This is a genomic window from Marinobacter sp. L-80, from assembly GCF_056859395.1.
This window is the reverse complement of record NZ_JBSXOI010000043.1, coordinates 1-13,916: the sequence shown is the minus strand read 5'-3', so window position 1 is coordinate 13,916 and position 13,916 is coordinate 1. Positions and strand designations below refer to the sequence as shown.

Here is a 13,916-nt window from a genome sequence, read left to right as displayed (position 1 = left end):
ACCGGTGTCGAACAAAACACGGATGGGCTTGATGCCCTCCACCGTCAACTGAACTCAGAAAATTGAGGACTCACGGAAATGCCAGATCTTGCGACATGGGGAATGCTGGCTGCTTTTTTTGGCGGCCTGGTGTCATTTTTCTCACCCTGCACTCTGCCGCTGGTTCCGGGGTATCTATCGGTCGTTACGGGCGGCACTGTCACAGACCGTTCGAGTCGACTGCAATCTCTGTGGCTCAGTATCTGTTTTGTCCTTGGGTTCAGTGTAGTGTTCATCGCTTTTGGTGCCAGCGCTAGTCTGCTCGGTCAGTGGCTGATGGCCTACCGGCAGGAAGCCAATCTGGTGGCGGGCATTCTGATTGTGCTGATGGGGCTATTTATGCTGGGCTGGTGGAGCATGCCCGCGTTACAGCGCGACTGGCGCTTTGGGCAAACCCTTGAGGGTGGACGGCCCACGGCAGCGTTCCTTCTCGGCTTGGCCTTTGCCGTCGGGTGGACACCGTGTATTGGCCCGATATTGGGCGCTATCCTGGCTCTCAGTTCCACCCATGCGAATGCTGAAACCGGCATGCTGTACCTGGCCGTTTATTCGCTGGGGTTGGCAATTCCATTTTTGGCAACGGCTTTATTTATTAAGCACTTTCGGGCGCGAGTGCGCTGGATGAGCCGCTGGAGTCAGTCACTGAGAATCCTGGCAGGGCTGGTTCTGGTTGTTATGGGGGTAATGGTGCTGACGGGACAGATGACCCGGTTTGCATCATGGATGTTATCCGCATTTCCGGTACTCGGAAGACTCGGTTGATCCCGGGCAAATCTTTGCCCACAACTTAGCTGGCCGATAAGGCAGGAGAACTGAGCAGTGAACAGTGAACTCAAGACGTTCTATCTGACAGAACCGGCAGCAGCCGCTGATGCTGACAATCAGGGCGATGTCGCTACAGCGTTCAGACATCTTGAACGGGCTCATATTCTGAGCCAGAAGTTCGCGTTAGCGCACACGACAACACATTTGCGCATGCTCCGGCTTGGCTGGCACGCGCGCGATGCTCGCGAGGTTCTCGGTCAGCTGGCTCGGGCCTTCGCTGCGTTGCTGGTTTCACGAATCCGGGTTCCTGTCGGCAATACGGGACTTGCCAACGTCAGCGCATTTGAACCGATGGCGGTGCCGGAAGACTTGGCGATTGTTCTGGGACACCAGAATCCTTCCAACACGTAATTGAAGGACACCACTTGATGATCAAACCCTGCTTCCAACACCACGCAAAGCGCTTTGCATCCATTGCAATGATGATGCTGGCAATCCTCCTTGTTGGCTGCATGGGCGATGATCCGCCGGATTGGCACGGGACAGAAATCAGCGGCGTGATGCCCAAGCTTGAATTCGATTTGATCGACAGTCAGGGAACACGGGTTTCAGGCGATGATTACAGTGGTCAGGTACGAATGCTGTTTTTCGGATTTACCTCTTGCCCTGATGTTTGCCCCACTGCTCTGCAAAAACTCAGCCAGGCCGTCAGCGGGCTGAGCACGGAAAATCAGGAGGAAGTACTTACGTTGTTCGTCAGTGTCGATCCTCAGCGCGACACACCCGAACGCCTGGCGGAGTACGTCAATTTTTTTGGTGACAAAATCATCGGGCTGACCGGCAACGCCTCTGACCTCCGCACGCTTACCCAGCGATACCGGTAGACGTTCGGGCATGAAGAACCGGACGCAGAAGGTGACTATGCCGTTACTCACAGCGGTGCAGTCTATGTGTTTGATCGTGATGGTAATCCTCGCCTGCTTATCCGGCCGGAAGATTTAAGCGCTCAATCCATTCGGCAGGACCTTGTTGGCCTGCTTGAAGAGGATTACTGAATGACTGGAGGCTCTGGAGGAAAGCTCTGACTCGAATGTTCGCTTTTGTTTATAAGCTGACAATCAGATATCGCAGCCCTCCGCCTTTTCGAGAATCATGTCAGCAGCCTTTTCGGCAATGGCAATCGTAGGCGCGTTGGTATTGCCGCTAATCAGCCGTGGCATGATGGACGCGTCCACCACACGGAGGCCTTCGAGTCCGTGCACCCTGAGTTGTGGGTCCACGACCGCCATCCTGTCAGTTCCCATTTTGCAGGTGCCCACCGGGTGGTATACCAGGCCCACCTTTTCCTTCACCTTTTCGATGATCTGCTCATCGGACTGGCGATCTGCACCCGGGTGGAGTTCCTCACCCCGATAATCGTCAAAGGCCTTCGCCGCGAGAATCCGGCGGGCCTGGCGGATACCATCGACCATGGCTTTGCAGTCATCGGGATCGGCAAAGAAGTTGTAGTCGATTTCCGGCGCCGCAAACGGATCGGCCGACGTTATGGTTACGTTGCCTGAGCTCTTCGGCCGCAGCACACAGACATGCACTGAATAACCGGGGTTGGACATGAGTTTCAGGTCCCGACCGCTATCATCAAACAGCAGCGGCAGCATGTGGAGCTGAACATCCGGGCGATTAACGCTGTCACTGGATTTGATAAAACCGCCAGCCTCGGTGATGGATTTAGCGAGCTTGCCCCGTTTACTGAGGAAGTATCGGATGGTATCCGGGAGCATTTTCAGCAGGCCACCGAACGAGGCAGTGAAGCCACTGTTCTTCCTGCTTGAGACCAGCGGCGATTTTCAACCCAGTTGTCCAAATGACCACGTTTAAGCGGCCAGTTTATTGCGCTCAATTTCCTGCAACTTGCCAGGGTTAAGCGATACCGGTCCGGTCACTTCCCAGTTTCGGGTGGGGCCAGACCAGCGCCGTGGATTCCGGCGCTTTGCTCTTTCATAAACCATTTTCCGGTGTGCCAGGCGTTCGTAATCAGTGCCACGGTGGCGATCCGCCGGTGTCACGAACCGGATACCGCTGTGCAGGTGCTGTTCGTTATAGGCATCCTCGAACGCGAGCATCCAGTCACGCACGGCCGTGAGCGACTGAAAGCCCTTTGACGGCCACTCGGGGCAGTATTTGACCGTCCGGAACAACGACTCCGAGTATGGATTATCGTTGCTGACTCTCGGCCTGCTGTGGGACATCAACATGCCCAGATCTGCCAGGCGAGCCTTGAGTGTATAGGACGTCATTGGTGCGCCGTTATCAGAGTGCAGGACCGGTGGGTCAAGCCAACACCCTTCCCGCAACAGGGCACGTTCAACCAGCCTTCGGGCCAGATCACCGGATTCCGCTTCATGGACTTCCCAGGCAACGATCTTGCGGCTGTAGATGTCCATGATCAGGTACAGATACCAATGTTGGCCACGCACCGCGGACGGACGTAGAGTAAGAGGCAGGGCGTAGTCGGACTATTTCCCTGCCTCTCCTCTCCGAACCGGACGTGCACCTTTCAGCGCATCCGGCTCTCCGTTTAAACGCTGGACAGTGCCATAGCGACCTCAGGAAAGCGCGAGGTCCAAGTGTTTCTGGGTTCTGTCCTCAGGTAGGGATTACCCTCCGGAAGACGCCAACGGAATCGCTTTTTCCCGTGACCGACGAGTCGGTACAGAATGGCTCCACTGAACAGTCCCTGATTGGTTCTGCCATACAGCACCCAAGTCTTACTTTGACCTGAAGCCGGGGCTTTGAACCAATGACGCATCAGCGGTTTGAGCCGGGAGCGATATTTGCGGCCCAGCCAATGGGCCAGTTTCCAGAACACGACACCATCGATGTAGCTGAAGACTTTCGCTTTGTAATCGACGAACTGATAGAACGCCGCCCAGCCTTTCAGCTTTCGGTTGATGGATTCGACCATGTCGATTTTGCTTTCACTATAATTACCTGACAGCTTGGCGGTTAAGGATGCTGCAAAGTTGCGTGCTTTATCCCGGGGGATCGTCGTCACCACCCGCATGTCGCCATAGCGGCTCCGCTTGCGGATGATACGGTGTCCCAGGAACACGAAGCCGTCGTTCACATGGGTAATCTTGGTTTTGTCCATGTTCAGTGTCAGCTTGAGAGTTCCTTCCAGCATTTCCCGGCATTCTTCTCTGATCGCTTCTGCCTGAGCTTTGGTGCCCTTGACGATAACGACGAAGTCATCGGCATAGCGGCAGTAGGCGACAGCTGGCTTCCATTGCCAGTTTTCTCGGATGGCTGTGCTCCGCTCAATCTGGATACTATAGTTCCAGTACCACCGATCTTTCCGGGCCTTCTTGCCAAGGTAGCGCTGGTTCAGGTACTGATCGAATTCATGCAGCATGATATTCGACAGCAGCGGTGATATAACACCGCCCTGAGGTACGCCTTCACTTGCTGCCCGGAAAAGACCTGCATCGATGTGGCCGGCTTTGATAAATCGCCAAAGAAGATTCAGGAACCTTCGGTCCTTGATTCTGCGGCGTACAGCTTTCATCAGAAGCCGGTGATGCACGGTATCAAAGTAGCTGGACAGATCCCCTTCGATGACCCAGCGTCCGCGCGTTTCCGTGTTATCCGTCAGTTGTAGTTTCACTGTACGGATCGCGTGGTGGACGCTCCGTTCCGGTCGGAACCCGTAGGAAAGCGTATGGAAATCGCTCTCCCACATTGGCTCCATCGCCATTAACATGGCCCGTTGAACGATGCGGTCGCGCAGGGTGGGGATACCCAGTGGCCGTTGCTTACCGTTGGCCTTCGGGATATACACCCTTCGAGCCGGTAACGGCTGATAAGCATCAGAGAGTAAATCGTGCCTGATTTGTTTCAGAATGGCCGGCAGTCTGGCCTGCACAGTCAGCTTGATCTCTCCATCTATCCCCGGCGTGTTTGCACCTTTGGAAGACAGAGTGATCCGAGCCGCTTCTGCGAGCCAGTCAGGCTGTGCTATCAGGCGCAGCAACCTGTCCACCCGGCGGGTGGGGTCGGATGCTGTCCAAGTCGCTAGCTTGCGTTGCATTTCGCTGATTATCAAAGGTCTTCACCTTGTTTGGTCAGGTAGTTTGCTTGGCAAACACATCTAAACTGCTCCCCTTCGCCATGTAATGGGCTTTCCCCATCGCGGACTACTACGGGAGCTCCGCCAGTCAATTCGGCTTCGGGGTCATGCCCCCTTGGCATCCGATATCGACCTTCCCCGGTTTACCTATCTGGACTCCAGCATGCTGAGGAGGCTGCCCATCGCACTCTTTACCCTTGCTTGCCGCAAGTCGACAGGAAGCAGCAGTCCGTTCTGTGATGGATACTGCTGTGCCAAAGCCCTAGCTACTAGTTCAGGCTTCTTCGTTCGGCAGCGCCTATATGTCATGCTGCCCAACCTTCCCGTACGGCTTATCAGGTCACGTAAGCCGTGGTGACATTTCAACCCACAGAGGCGGATGAATGGGTTCATGTTCTTCAGCCTTTCAACACTCAGCCTTGAGGATCATCTTGGCTTAGTGACCTCGCCTCAATCCCCGTTGTCAGCGGGTTACATCACCCTGTGGGCATACCACAGGTCACTGCCGCTCAGGCTCACCACCCTCACAGTAGGTGGGATTGGTTCGTTACTTCCTCATGAAGCACCGGTTCAATATTCCAGATAGACTCGTGGTCCATTTGAGCTTCCATGCTCGCCCTGGACTCCGGGCACACAGTAACTGATGTCCCAACTCCACACCTGATTCGGGCCTGTCGCGGTGAAGCTCGTTGGCTCCGGTACCTTGCGAGGCGGCTTCATGCGCCCCCTATAATTCTGTTGCTGGTGCTTTTTCAGTACCCGATAAAACGACGACTCAGAGGCCAGATAGACCCCTTTGTCAGCCAGTGACGGCACGATCTGTGACGGTGGCGAACTCCGGTACTGAGGTTGATTGCAAGCACTCAGAATGGCCAACTCCTCGGCCTGGGTGAGTTTATGGGGCTGTTCAACCCGCTCCGCATCAGGACGGCGATCTTCAGCCACCCGACCGCCGGGACTGCGCCAGCGCTTCAATGTGCGCTCGCTGATATCCACCAGCTCTGCGACCTTATATCGGGCTGCACCACCGGCAACGGCTTCATCAAACAGCTCCAGGAGCCTTGCACGTTCGTCCAGCGGCGTCAGTCGTCCTCGCTGCTGTCCGGATCTTCGCCGTACAAGGCTTCGAGCTTTTTTGACAGCACCAGCAATGAGGTGGTCTCAGCCAGAGCCTTGTCTTTGCGGCGCACTTCCGCCTTCAGTTTTTTGATGGTTTTCCGGGACTCTCGTTTCTGCTTCTGAGCCGCTTTATCCCGGTCTTCCTGCATGCCAGCACCCTGGAGGCAGGCTTCTTTCCAGCGCTGTACCTGTTCTGGATACAAGCCTTTCTCGCGGCAATAGGCGCTAAGTTCGGCTTCAGACATCGAGGCCGTTTCCACTACAACGGCCAGCTTGGCTTCGGGGGACCAGTCTTCCCCGGTATTGCGATTACCTGGCACGGGCATTCCTTGTTGTCGACACTGTTTTAACCAACTATACAGAGTCACATCCGATATGCCTTCCTCCGCCGCCACCGACACGACACTTCGGTTCTGCGGAGGTAATAGTTTCTTCAACACTGCGGCTTTTCGTTCTTCGGAATAACGTGGCATGAATGCTCCCATGCCGCCCCTGATTGGTTAAATTCAGACGAAACCGCCTACTGGACAACTAGGCTGACAGAGGGGGCCAGGACGCAGGCGTCCACATGCTCCTGAAGATTCTTACCCACTCCCGGTAATTCGTGCAGGCCCCGAATACCCAGGTTTTCCAGGATGTCGCGGTCTCCGATGCCGGAAAGCTGAAGCAACTGGGGCGAGTTGATCGCTCCACCGCTTAGAATGATTTCCCGGTTTGCCCGCAACACCCGATCTCTGCCCTTGTGGCGGAGCTCTACCGCAACAGACCGTTTGCCCTCGAACACCACTTTTTTCGCCTGTGCGTCGGTGAATACAGTCAGGTTCTGGCGAGTCATGGCCGGCTTCAAATAGGCGTCGGCGGCACCGAATCGACGGCCATTCTTGATGTTCAGGTGGAAATAGCCCACGCCTTCCTGGTTGGCGCCGTTAAAATCGCTGTTGCAGGGAAAACCGGCCTGCCGTGCCGCATCTACGAAAGCTTCGGACATCGGGTACTCCGCTGTTTCCGGTGCACTGATGTGAAGGTTGCCACCTTTGCCGTGATAAGGGGTTCCGGAAAGCGTCTCGTGGTGTTCCGATTTTATGAAGTAAGGCAACATCTCCCGATAGCCCCAGCCTTCATTACCGAGTGCCTCCCACTCGTCGTAGTCCTCTTTCTGACCGCGCACGTAGAGCATGCCGTTTATTGACGAACTACCACCAAGCCCTTTTCCCCTGGGGGTAAACAAGGGCTCACCATCTCGCAGTTTCTGGTCGGGCCTGGCGTTGAATGCCCAGTTGTACTTCTTGAGAAACATGTGGGCGGCAAAGGCGCCCGGCGTCCGGATCGTGAACGAATCCCCACCCGGCCCCGCCTCCAGTATGCAGACCGAGTATCTGCCATCGGCTGAAAGCCGATCCGCCAGTACGCTACCGGCAGAGCCGGCACCGACCACGATGTAATCAAAATTCTCGTTCACGGTTTTTCCCCCACCGGTTCAATGATGGAGAAGTTTGCTGGTGGTTTTTCCAGCATTTGCAGCAGGCCAAAGAAGGCATCCACTGCCCCCTCGACCTGGATCTCGCCAGACTCCACCGCCTCCGGGAAGCTGGTTTTTTGAAGAAGGATATTATCCAGTACCGCTCGGTGCATACTCACACTGGCGTGGGCACGCTCGTCCAGCTCCCCCGACCGATGGGTCAGCGTGGCGTTCTGAAGGTTCAGCCGATAATCCTCACCCTGGTCGGTAATAGACCAGTTGATCACCAGATGCTCTCCGGCGGCTTTTTCCGGGTCAATCCTTACTGCCATCGAATCAAAAAACATACTGATTTGCAGTGCCTGCATCAGGTCTGGCTGCAGCCCCACATGTTTCGGCGTGATTAGGCCGTGGCGCAATTCGTGCGCACCAACGAGGTAGGCGCTACGCCAGGTGCCCGCCTCGGCCTGGTAACCAAGCTGCTCCAGAGCGTCCGCGCCCAGTTCGCGCGCTTCACGGTTTTCAGGGTTGGCATACACGAGATCTCGCATCACTGATGCAACCCAGCGATAGTCGCCGTCCGCAAAATCTTCGCGGGCCTTTCGGAGCACTTCTGCCTCACCGCCCATGTAGTCGATGGTGCGTCTCGATTCTTCACGAGGTGGCAAAGGGTTAAGGTTGGCGGGATTGGCGTCATACCAACCCATGTAGCGCTGATATACACCGCGGGCATTGTGGCTGACGGTTCCGTAATAACCGCGCGCTGACCATTCCTGGTTCAGGCTTTCAGGTAACTGCAGGTTTTCAGCAATATCGCCTGGCAACATGCCACGGTTCATCATACGAACCGTCTGATCATGGATATACTTGTACAGGTCCCTTTGAACTTCCAGAAAATGCGTGATGTCTTCCGGGTTCCAGATCGGCCAGTGATGCTGGGCCACCAGAATGTCCGTGCGATCAGCGAAGCGAACCAGTACCTTGTCGATAAACCTGGACCAGGAACTGGCGTCGCGAATGGCGGCTCCGCGGATGGTGTAGATGTTATGCAGGTGCTGACTTGTGATCTCGGCGGTGTTGAGCACACGGAACTGAGGGAAATACATCATCATCTCAGATTCGGCTTCGGTGCCGTGCGCCATCTGGAAGTCAATCTCGATACCATCGATGGTCAGGTTGGCGTTGTCAGGCACGGTATCGGTGGGAGCAATAAGGCTGAGCCCACCGCTACCCAGTGCCTTGCCAAGCCCGGTGTCGACATGACCTCTCACGCCCGGAGTCAAACCAGCGCCGAACTGGTAGGTGGCGCGACGGGTCATGGCGTTGCCGGCAATCACATTCTCTGCAATTGCATGCTCCATAAACCCCTCTGGAGCATAGATCCGGACCTTCCCGGCTCGAACATCCTCCTCATTAACGACACCCTTCACACCCCCGAAATGATCCGCATGGTTGTGTGTGTAAAGCACTGCCACCACGGGCTTTCTGCTTCGATGCTGGTAATAGAGTTCCAGACCGGCGCTCGCCGTCGCGGGAGTCAGAAGGGGGTCGATGATGATCAGGCCGCTGTCACCCTCAATGATGGTCATATTGGACAGATCCATGTTGCGGACCTGGTACATGCCTTCGACCACTTCGAACAGCCCATGGATCGCATTCAGTTGCGCCATGCGCCACAGGCTTGGATTGACTGAATCCGGAGCGGCATCGGCCTGCAGGAAGGCGTAGGGCGCCATGTCCCAGGCCACGTGACCTTCATTATCCAGCACCCTGCCATCAGGCAACGCACCCAAGAAGCCACGGCGAGCGTCCTCAAACGAACGGGTATCGGAAAACGGCAGCTCATTCAGTACCGCCTGGTTTAACTGTGCCGTCACGTCCGTTGCCGGCTTGGAGGTTTCGGCCTGAGCGATCATCGGGAACAGTAAACCGGCACCGAACGCTGTCAGCATGGCCTTCTTGAATAGGGGTAGCATGCGGAATCTCCTCTTTTTGGCGGCACCTGGGTTTTGTTGGTTTCGAATCGTGCGCCACGTAACTGCAGTTTGAAGCGAGGTGTTCCGTTCATCCAATGCAATGTTTCTTGACTTAATATGCGCAAAACGCATAGATATAGTGCCATGGACACACGACACATCCGGCATTTCATGGCGTTAGTTGAGTGCGGCAGTTTTGCCCGCGCCTCGGAAGTCGTGCACCTGTCTCAACCGGCTTTAAGTCGCAGCATCCAGGAACTGGAGCGCCAACTCGGGGCCAGACTGTTCGATCGGGGGCGCTTCGGGGTGGTTTTGACCGCGCACGGGCGAGCCGCTCTACCCCACGTCCGGGGCCTGCTGGCAGCGGCAGAATCTTTAAGACAGGAAGTCGAGGCCATCGACGAGCTTGAGACAGGCGAATTGAATATCGGAACCGGCCCCTACCCGGCGCTGGCACTGATGGATAAGGTCTGTGCCCGGTTTGTGGATCAGTATCCGGGAATCCGCCTCAACATTCGGACAGATAACTGGCAGGATTTACGCCTTGCGCTGTTGGACCATGAGATAGAGCTCTTTGTGGCCGATACCGGCGAGTTGTCTGGCGATCCCGATCTGGAAATAACCCACTTGCCGCAGCCCGAAGTTGTTGTGTTTTGTCGTCATGATCACCCGTTGGCTCAGGCGACGGGGGTGGTATGGGGAGATTTACTCGATTATCCAATAGCCATGACACGTGTTCCTGAAGATATGGAACGGAATATTCAGGCCATGAGCGCGCAACAAGGGGGGCTGAAACGAAGAATCGAGTGCGACAATATTGCCATGCTTGCGGCCATTGTTACTGGCAGCAAGGCCATCAGTATCGCACCCAGACCTATAGTGGCCGATTTGCTTGATAGCGGAAAGGTGACAACCGTTTCTGTATCCGGGATTGAGACTCTTCGGACCCGCTATGGTGTCTTGCAGCGTTGCGGGAGGCCGCTTTCACCGGCGGCAGCCAAGTTCCATTCCATGGTTCTGGAATTCGCAAAACTGAAATGAACCAGGAACATGGCATTTAAGGCGCATTCCAGAAAGCCAGGTTTGTGAAGCAGGGGCCAACATGATTCAGACCGGACCGTGATCAATGGCGGAAAGGGCCTCGTTCACCTGGAACACTTTGCCGTTGACCTTCGGCACACCGAATTCTTTCAGCCGGGCCGTATGCTTGTTCAGATAGGCCCTTGCACTGCTCTCATCTTCGAAGAGATAGATACCGCCCGCCTCGCAGGAGTCGGGATTTTCTGTCCAAATCTTCCAGAGAAACCCCGGCTCCCTGGCAATAGACTCGGCAAGCTCGGCCATCGCACTCGCCATCTCATCGCCAAACGGGCCGTCGTAAGGAAAATCCAACTGTAGCAGGGTTCTCATCGTTCACGTCCTCCTGAGTTCATCAATGCATCATAGCCCTAACCCACACTAGTGCAGGCAGGCGTCATTTTCTGGCCCACAAGCCATTTCCCGGAACTTCAACTCTCTCCCGACACCGTGGAATCCAGATCCGCAAGCACTCCCGGTATCTCCTCAGCTTCTGAACGTCGGTTCAGCAGCAACGCCTGCGCAATACCCGCCAGAATGATCAGGGCGCAGCCGGCCAGCTGGAGGCTATTCAGGCCCTGATCAAACAGTATCCACGCAAGCGCCACAACGGTAATGGGCTCCAGATAAGCCAGGGTGCCGAACGTGGCCGCGGGCAGAGACCTCAGAGCGATAACGGCCAACAGGATGGCCAGGAAACCCGGCAGAATACCGGCAGCAATCAACCACCCCCACTGCGCGCCGGAAATGACTTCGCTCTCCAGCAGCACCAGCGGCAACATGCACAAAGCACCAGCGAGCATCTGGTAACCACTGCGGCTGAACACATGAACACGGTCATCCATGGAACGATTGGTTAACATAAACGCCGAGTAACAGAGCATGGCGCAGAAAGCATAGGCCAGACCGATGGCTTCTTCTGCCCGTCCACTCAGGTTGAAGTTGAATTCCATCATCATGGCGAAGCCCAGCAGCGCGAATCCGACCAATCCAACACTGGCCGAGGTGAGGCGCTCTCCGAGAAAGAAATGAGCCGCCACAGAGGCCGTCACTGGTGCCAGATAAAGCACCATAACAGCGTTCGCCATACTGGTGTAATCCATTGCCAGGATGTAAAACATCACGAAACCCGCCAGGAAAGCACCGGTTACCAACACCTTCATACCGGGCCACATAAAGATCTTGCTGTGTTGCCTGGTTGCCAGCAGATAAACCGCCACCAAAACGGCCCCAATGAAGAGCCTATAGAAGGTAACCGTCTCGGCCCCCACCCCCGCATAGACCGAAATGGCACCGATCGTTCCCATAAAAACTGCGGAGAACGCTGCGGATAGTAAAAAGACTCCGGATCTCGATACTGAAGTCATGCTACCTCTGAATTAATGAATACCCCGTTTAGTCCCGCCGCGGCAAAGGGCAGGCCTGCGCTACACGAACGGAAGGCGCCTCCAGACTATTTAAATAACCCCAAACGCCAACATCGCATCAGCCACCCGACAAAACCCTGTCGTATTGGCACCAAACACGTAGTCTCCCGGCCGGCCGTATTCTTCAGCGGTTTCAAAACAGGAGCGGTGAATTTCGATCATGATGTCCTTAAGGCGCTGTTCGCTGTAATCGAAACTCCAGGAGTCCCGGGAGGCATTCTGCTGCATTTCCAGCGCGCTGGTAGCCACGCCACCGGCATTAGCCGCTTTTGCAGGACCAAATAAAATGCCGGCGTCGCGGAACAACTTCACCGCGTCTGGAGTGCACGGCATATTGGCACCTTCAGCAACCGCCAGGACGCCATTGCGAATCAACGCCTTCGCGTCGATCCCGGTCACCTCGTTCTGGGTGGCGCATGGCAGGGCTACCTGACAGGGCAATTCCCAAATGGACGCCCCGCGCACGTAATCGCTTCCATTCTGCCGCCGGGCGGCATAATCGCTGATTCGGCCGCGTTCCGTCTCCTTGATCTGGCGAACCAGTGCAACATCGATTCCGGCCGGGTCATAAACGTAGCCACTGGAATCGGAGCAGGCGATCACCCTGCCCCCAAACTGCTGAACCTTCTCCATCGCATAAATTGCGACGTTCCCGGAGCCGGAAACTACCACGTCCTTGCCCTCCAGATCGGAACCTTGAGCTGCCAGCATCTCCCGGACAAAATAAACCGTTCCGTAACCTGTCGCTTCCTTGCGCACTCGAGCACCGCCCCATCCGAGGCCTTTACCGGTCAGCACGCCAGATTCGTAACGGTTGGTGAGGCGCTTGTATTGCCCGAACAGAAAACCAATCTCCCTGGCTCCTACGCCGATGTCGCCTGCTGGCACGTCGGTGTACTCGCCAATATGCCGGTACAGTTCGGTCATGAAGGATTGGCAAAACCGCATGATCTCATTGTCAGATCGGCCCTTAGGGTCAAAGTCGGAACCACCCTTGGCTCCGCCGATCGGCATACCGCTCAGAGAGTTCTTGAAGATCTGCTCGAAACCCAGAAATTTCACCACGCCCAGATTGACGGAAGGATGGAAACGCAAGCCCCCCTTGTAGGGTCCAAGGGCCGAGTTGAATTCAACGCGAAACCCCCGGTTGATCTGCACGGTGCCAGAGTCATCCACCCAGGGGACCCGGAAAATGATTTGCCGCTCTGGTTCGCAAATACGCTCAAGGAGCTTCGCTTCCTTATACTCGGGATGCTTGGCAATCACCGGCGCCAGCGAGTCGAGAACTTCCAGAACGGCCTGATGAAATTCAGGTTCCGCGGGATTTCTCAGGACGACCTGCTCATACAGCTGGTCAAGGGGGGCTTTCTGGTGCATGCATCTTCCTCGTTCAGTTTGCGTGAGTCACATGGATAATTTTCAGACGCAGCTGGTTCTTTCCAGCCAAAGGCCAATCAATACGATCGCCTACCCGAAGACCCAGCAAGGCTGTGCCCGCCGGAGCCAGGACGGATACACACTCCTCGCTTCCGTCTCGCGGGGTCGAGTACACGAGTCTCTTCGTGTACTCAGCGTCGTTACTCTCATTTTTAAAATGGACCAGAGAATTCATGGTGACGGTGCCGGAAGGCAGCTTTTCGGCATCAACCAGAGTTGCTCTATCAAGCTCGAGCGCAAGCGCTTCGGCTGTTTCAGTGCCATGTAGCTGTTTCTCCAACATCGCAGATAAACGATCAAAATCCTGTTCTAAGACATAAATAGCTGGACGTTCGGACATACCGACTCCTCTAGGAGTCTGCGCGGCAGAAGTGTTTTGAGCAAGTGACCCCGCCGCGTCGAATCACAGTTCGGCCCGAGAACGTATCCACAATATCCAGCCGAATAGAGTCTCGATTCTCTCTATTCAGTCAGTCAAGACGGTTATCAGC

Annotated in this window: 14 protein-coding genes and 2 pseudogenes; 4 read left to right on the top strand and 12 right to left on the bottom strand. The window is 55.7% G+C overall.

Annotated elements, in window-relative coordinates; genetic code table 11:
* Positions 1-78 precede the first annotated feature (78 nt).
* Genes AC13E3_RS03260 through AC13E3_RS03250 form a run of 3 tightly spaced genes read left to right on the top strand, consistent with a single transcriptional unit; the run spans position 79 to position 1,688 of the window.
* A complete protein-coding gene (locus AC13E3_RS03260; protein WP_008173647.1) occupies positions 79-801 on the top strand; it encodes a cytochrome c biogenesis CcdA family protein in 723 nt (240 codons plus the stop codon).
* Between the two features lie 57 nt (positions 802-858).
* Positions 859-1,215 (top strand): DUF3703 domain-containing protein, encoded by a 357-nt coding sequence (locus AC13E3_RS03255; protein WP_053113384.1) that lies wholly within the window; start codon positions 859-861, stop codon positions 1,213-1,215.
* Between the two features lie 17 nt (positions 1,216-1,232).
* Positions 1,233-1,688: an SCO family protein gene (locus AC13E3_RS03250; protein ID WP_227507855.1), complete on the top strand. Its 456-nt coding sequence runs from the start codon at positions 1,233-1,235 to the stop codon at positions 1,686-1,688.
* 234 nt (positions 1,689-1,922) lie between these two features.
* Here the strand turns inward: AC13E3_RS03250 and AC13E3_RS03245 are convergent, their stop codons facing one another.
* From AC13E3_RS03245 to AC13E3_RS03210, 8 genes and pseudogenes are all read right to left on the bottom strand, one after another.
* A complete protein-coding gene (locus AC13E3_RS03245) occupies positions 1,923-2,585 on the bottom strand; it encodes a GMC family oxidoreductase (protein ID WP_008177369.1) in 663 nt (220 codons plus the stop codon).
* Positions 2,586-2,678: 93 nt separating this feature from the next.
* A pseudogene (locus AC13E3_RS03240) lies at positions 2,679-3,302 on the bottom strand (transposase); the annotation flags it as partial.
* 80 nt (positions 3,303-3,382) lie between these two features.
* On the bottom strand, positions 3,383-4,906 hold the full coding sequence (gene ltrA / locus AC13E3_RS03235) for a group II intron reverse transcriptase/maturase (RefSeq protein ID WP_482901702.1): 1,524 nt from the start codon (positions 4,904-4,906) through the stop codon (positions 3,383-3,385).
* A 594-nt stretch (positions 4,907-5,500) separates the two neighbouring features.
* Positions 5,501-5,926, bottom strand: coding sequence for a hypothetical protein (locus AC13E3_RS03230; RefSeq protein ID WP_482901701.1), 426 nt, complete (start codon positions 5,924-5,926; stop codon positions 5,501-5,503).
* Between the two features lie 86 nt (positions 5,927-6,012).
* Entirely contained in the window at positions 6,013-6,369 is a 357-nt protein-coding gene (locus AC13E3_RS03225) for a transposase (protein ID WP_008177365.1), read from the bottom strand.
* Positions 6,370-6,375: 6 nt separating this feature from the next.
* Positions 6,376-6,522 (bottom strand): annotated as a pseudogene (locus tag AC13E3_RS03220) (transposase); the annotation flags it as partial.
* A 47-nt stretch (positions 6,523-6,569) separates the two neighbouring features.
* On the bottom strand, positions 6,570-7,508 hold the full coding sequence (locus AC13E3_RS03215) for a GMC family oxidoreductase (protein WP_008177363.1): 939 nt from the start codon (positions 7,506-7,508) through the stop codon (positions 6,570-6,572).
* The gene (locus AC13E3_RS03210) at positions 7,505-9,484 is read right to left on the bottom strand and encodes an alkyl/aryl-sulfatase (RefSeq protein WP_008177360.1); all 1,980 of its coding nucleotides are present in this window, start codon (positions 9,482-9,484) and stop codon (positions 7,505-7,507) included. Before AC13E3_RS03210 ends, AC13E3_RS03215 begins: the two co-directional genes overlap by 4 nt.
* A 144-nt stretch (positions 9,485-9,628) precedes the next feature.
* Between AC13E3_RS03210 and AC13E3_RS03205 the strand changes: the two genes are divergently transcribed.
* Positions 9,629-10,525, top strand: coding sequence for a LysR family transcriptional regulator (locus tag AC13E3_RS03205; RefSeq protein WP_008177359.1), 897 nt, complete (start codon positions 9,629-9,631; stop codon positions 10,523-10,525).
* Between the two features lie 66 nt (positions 10,526-10,591).
* Here the strand turns inward: AC13E3_RS03205 and AC13E3_RS03200 are convergent, their stop codons facing one another.
* The 4 genes from AC13E3_RS03200 to rnk form a co-directional block, all read right to left on the bottom strand.
* Complete coding sequence (locus AC13E3_RS03200; RefSeq protein ID WP_008177357.1) at positions 10,592-10,894, bottom strand: monooxygenase; 303 nt, start codon at positions 10,892-10,894, stop codon at positions 10,592-10,594.
* A gap of 98 nt (positions 10,895-10,992) precedes the next feature.
* On the bottom strand, positions 10,993-11,928 hold the full coding sequence (locus tag AC13E3_RS03195; RefSeq protein ID WP_053113909.1) for a DMT family transporter: 936 nt from the start codon (positions 11,926-11,928) through the stop codon (positions 10,993-10,995).
* 90 nt (positions 11,929-12,018) lie between these two features.
* The gene (gdhA, locus tag AC13E3_RS03190) at positions 12,019-13,365 is read right to left on the bottom strand and encodes an NADP-specific glutamate dehydrogenase (RefSeq protein WP_405418113.1); all 1,347 of its coding nucleotides are present in this window, start codon (positions 13,363-13,365) and stop codon (positions 12,019-12,021) included.
* Between the two features lie 13 nt (positions 13,366-13,378).
* Positions 13,379-13,765, bottom strand: coding sequence for a nucleoside diphosphate kinase regulator (rnk, locus tag AC13E3_RS03185; protein WP_405418111.1), 387 nt, complete (start codon positions 13,763-13,765; stop codon positions 13,379-13,381).
* Between the last annotated feature and the right edge of the window lie 151 nt (positions 13,766-13,916).

Bases quoted from the DNA above. Each gene is read 5' to 3' on its own strand.
- AC13E3_RS03260 (WP_008173647.1), top strand. From the start codon at position 79: ATGCCAGATCTTGCGACATGGGGAATGCTGGCTGCTTTTTTTGGCGGC.
- AC13E3_RS03250 (WP_227507855.1), top strand. From the start codon at position 1,233: ATGATCAAACCCTGCTTCCAACACCACGCAAAGCGCTTTGCATCCATT.
- AC13E3_RS03245 (WP_008177369.1), bottom strand. From the start codon at position 2,585: ATGCTCCCGGATACCATCCGATACTTCCTCAGTAAACGGGGCAAGCTC.
- AC13E3_RS03210 (WP_008177360.1), bottom strand. From the start codon at position 9,484: ATGCTACCCCTATTCAAGAAGGCCATGCTGACAGCGTTCGGTGCCGGT.
- AC13E3_RS03205 (WP_008177359.1), top strand. From the start codon at position 9,629: ATGGACACACGACACATCCGGCATTTCATGGCGTTAGTTGAGTGCGGC.
- AC13E3_RS03200 (WP_008177357.1), bottom strand. From the start codon at position 10,894: ATGAGAACCCTGCTACAGTTGGATTTTCCTTACGACGGCCCGTTTGGC.
- AC13E3_RS03195 (WP_053113909.1), bottom strand. From the start codon at position 11,928: ATGACTTCAGTATCGAGATCCGGAGTCTTTTTACTATCCGCAGCGTTC.
- gdhA (WP_405418113.1), bottom strand. From the start codon at position 13,365: ATGCACCAGAAAGCCCCCCTTGACCAGCTGTATGAGCAGGTCGTCCTG.
- rnk (WP_405418111.1), bottom strand. From the start codon at position 13,765: ATGTCCGAACGTCCAGCTATTTATGTCTTAGAACAGGATTTTGATCGT.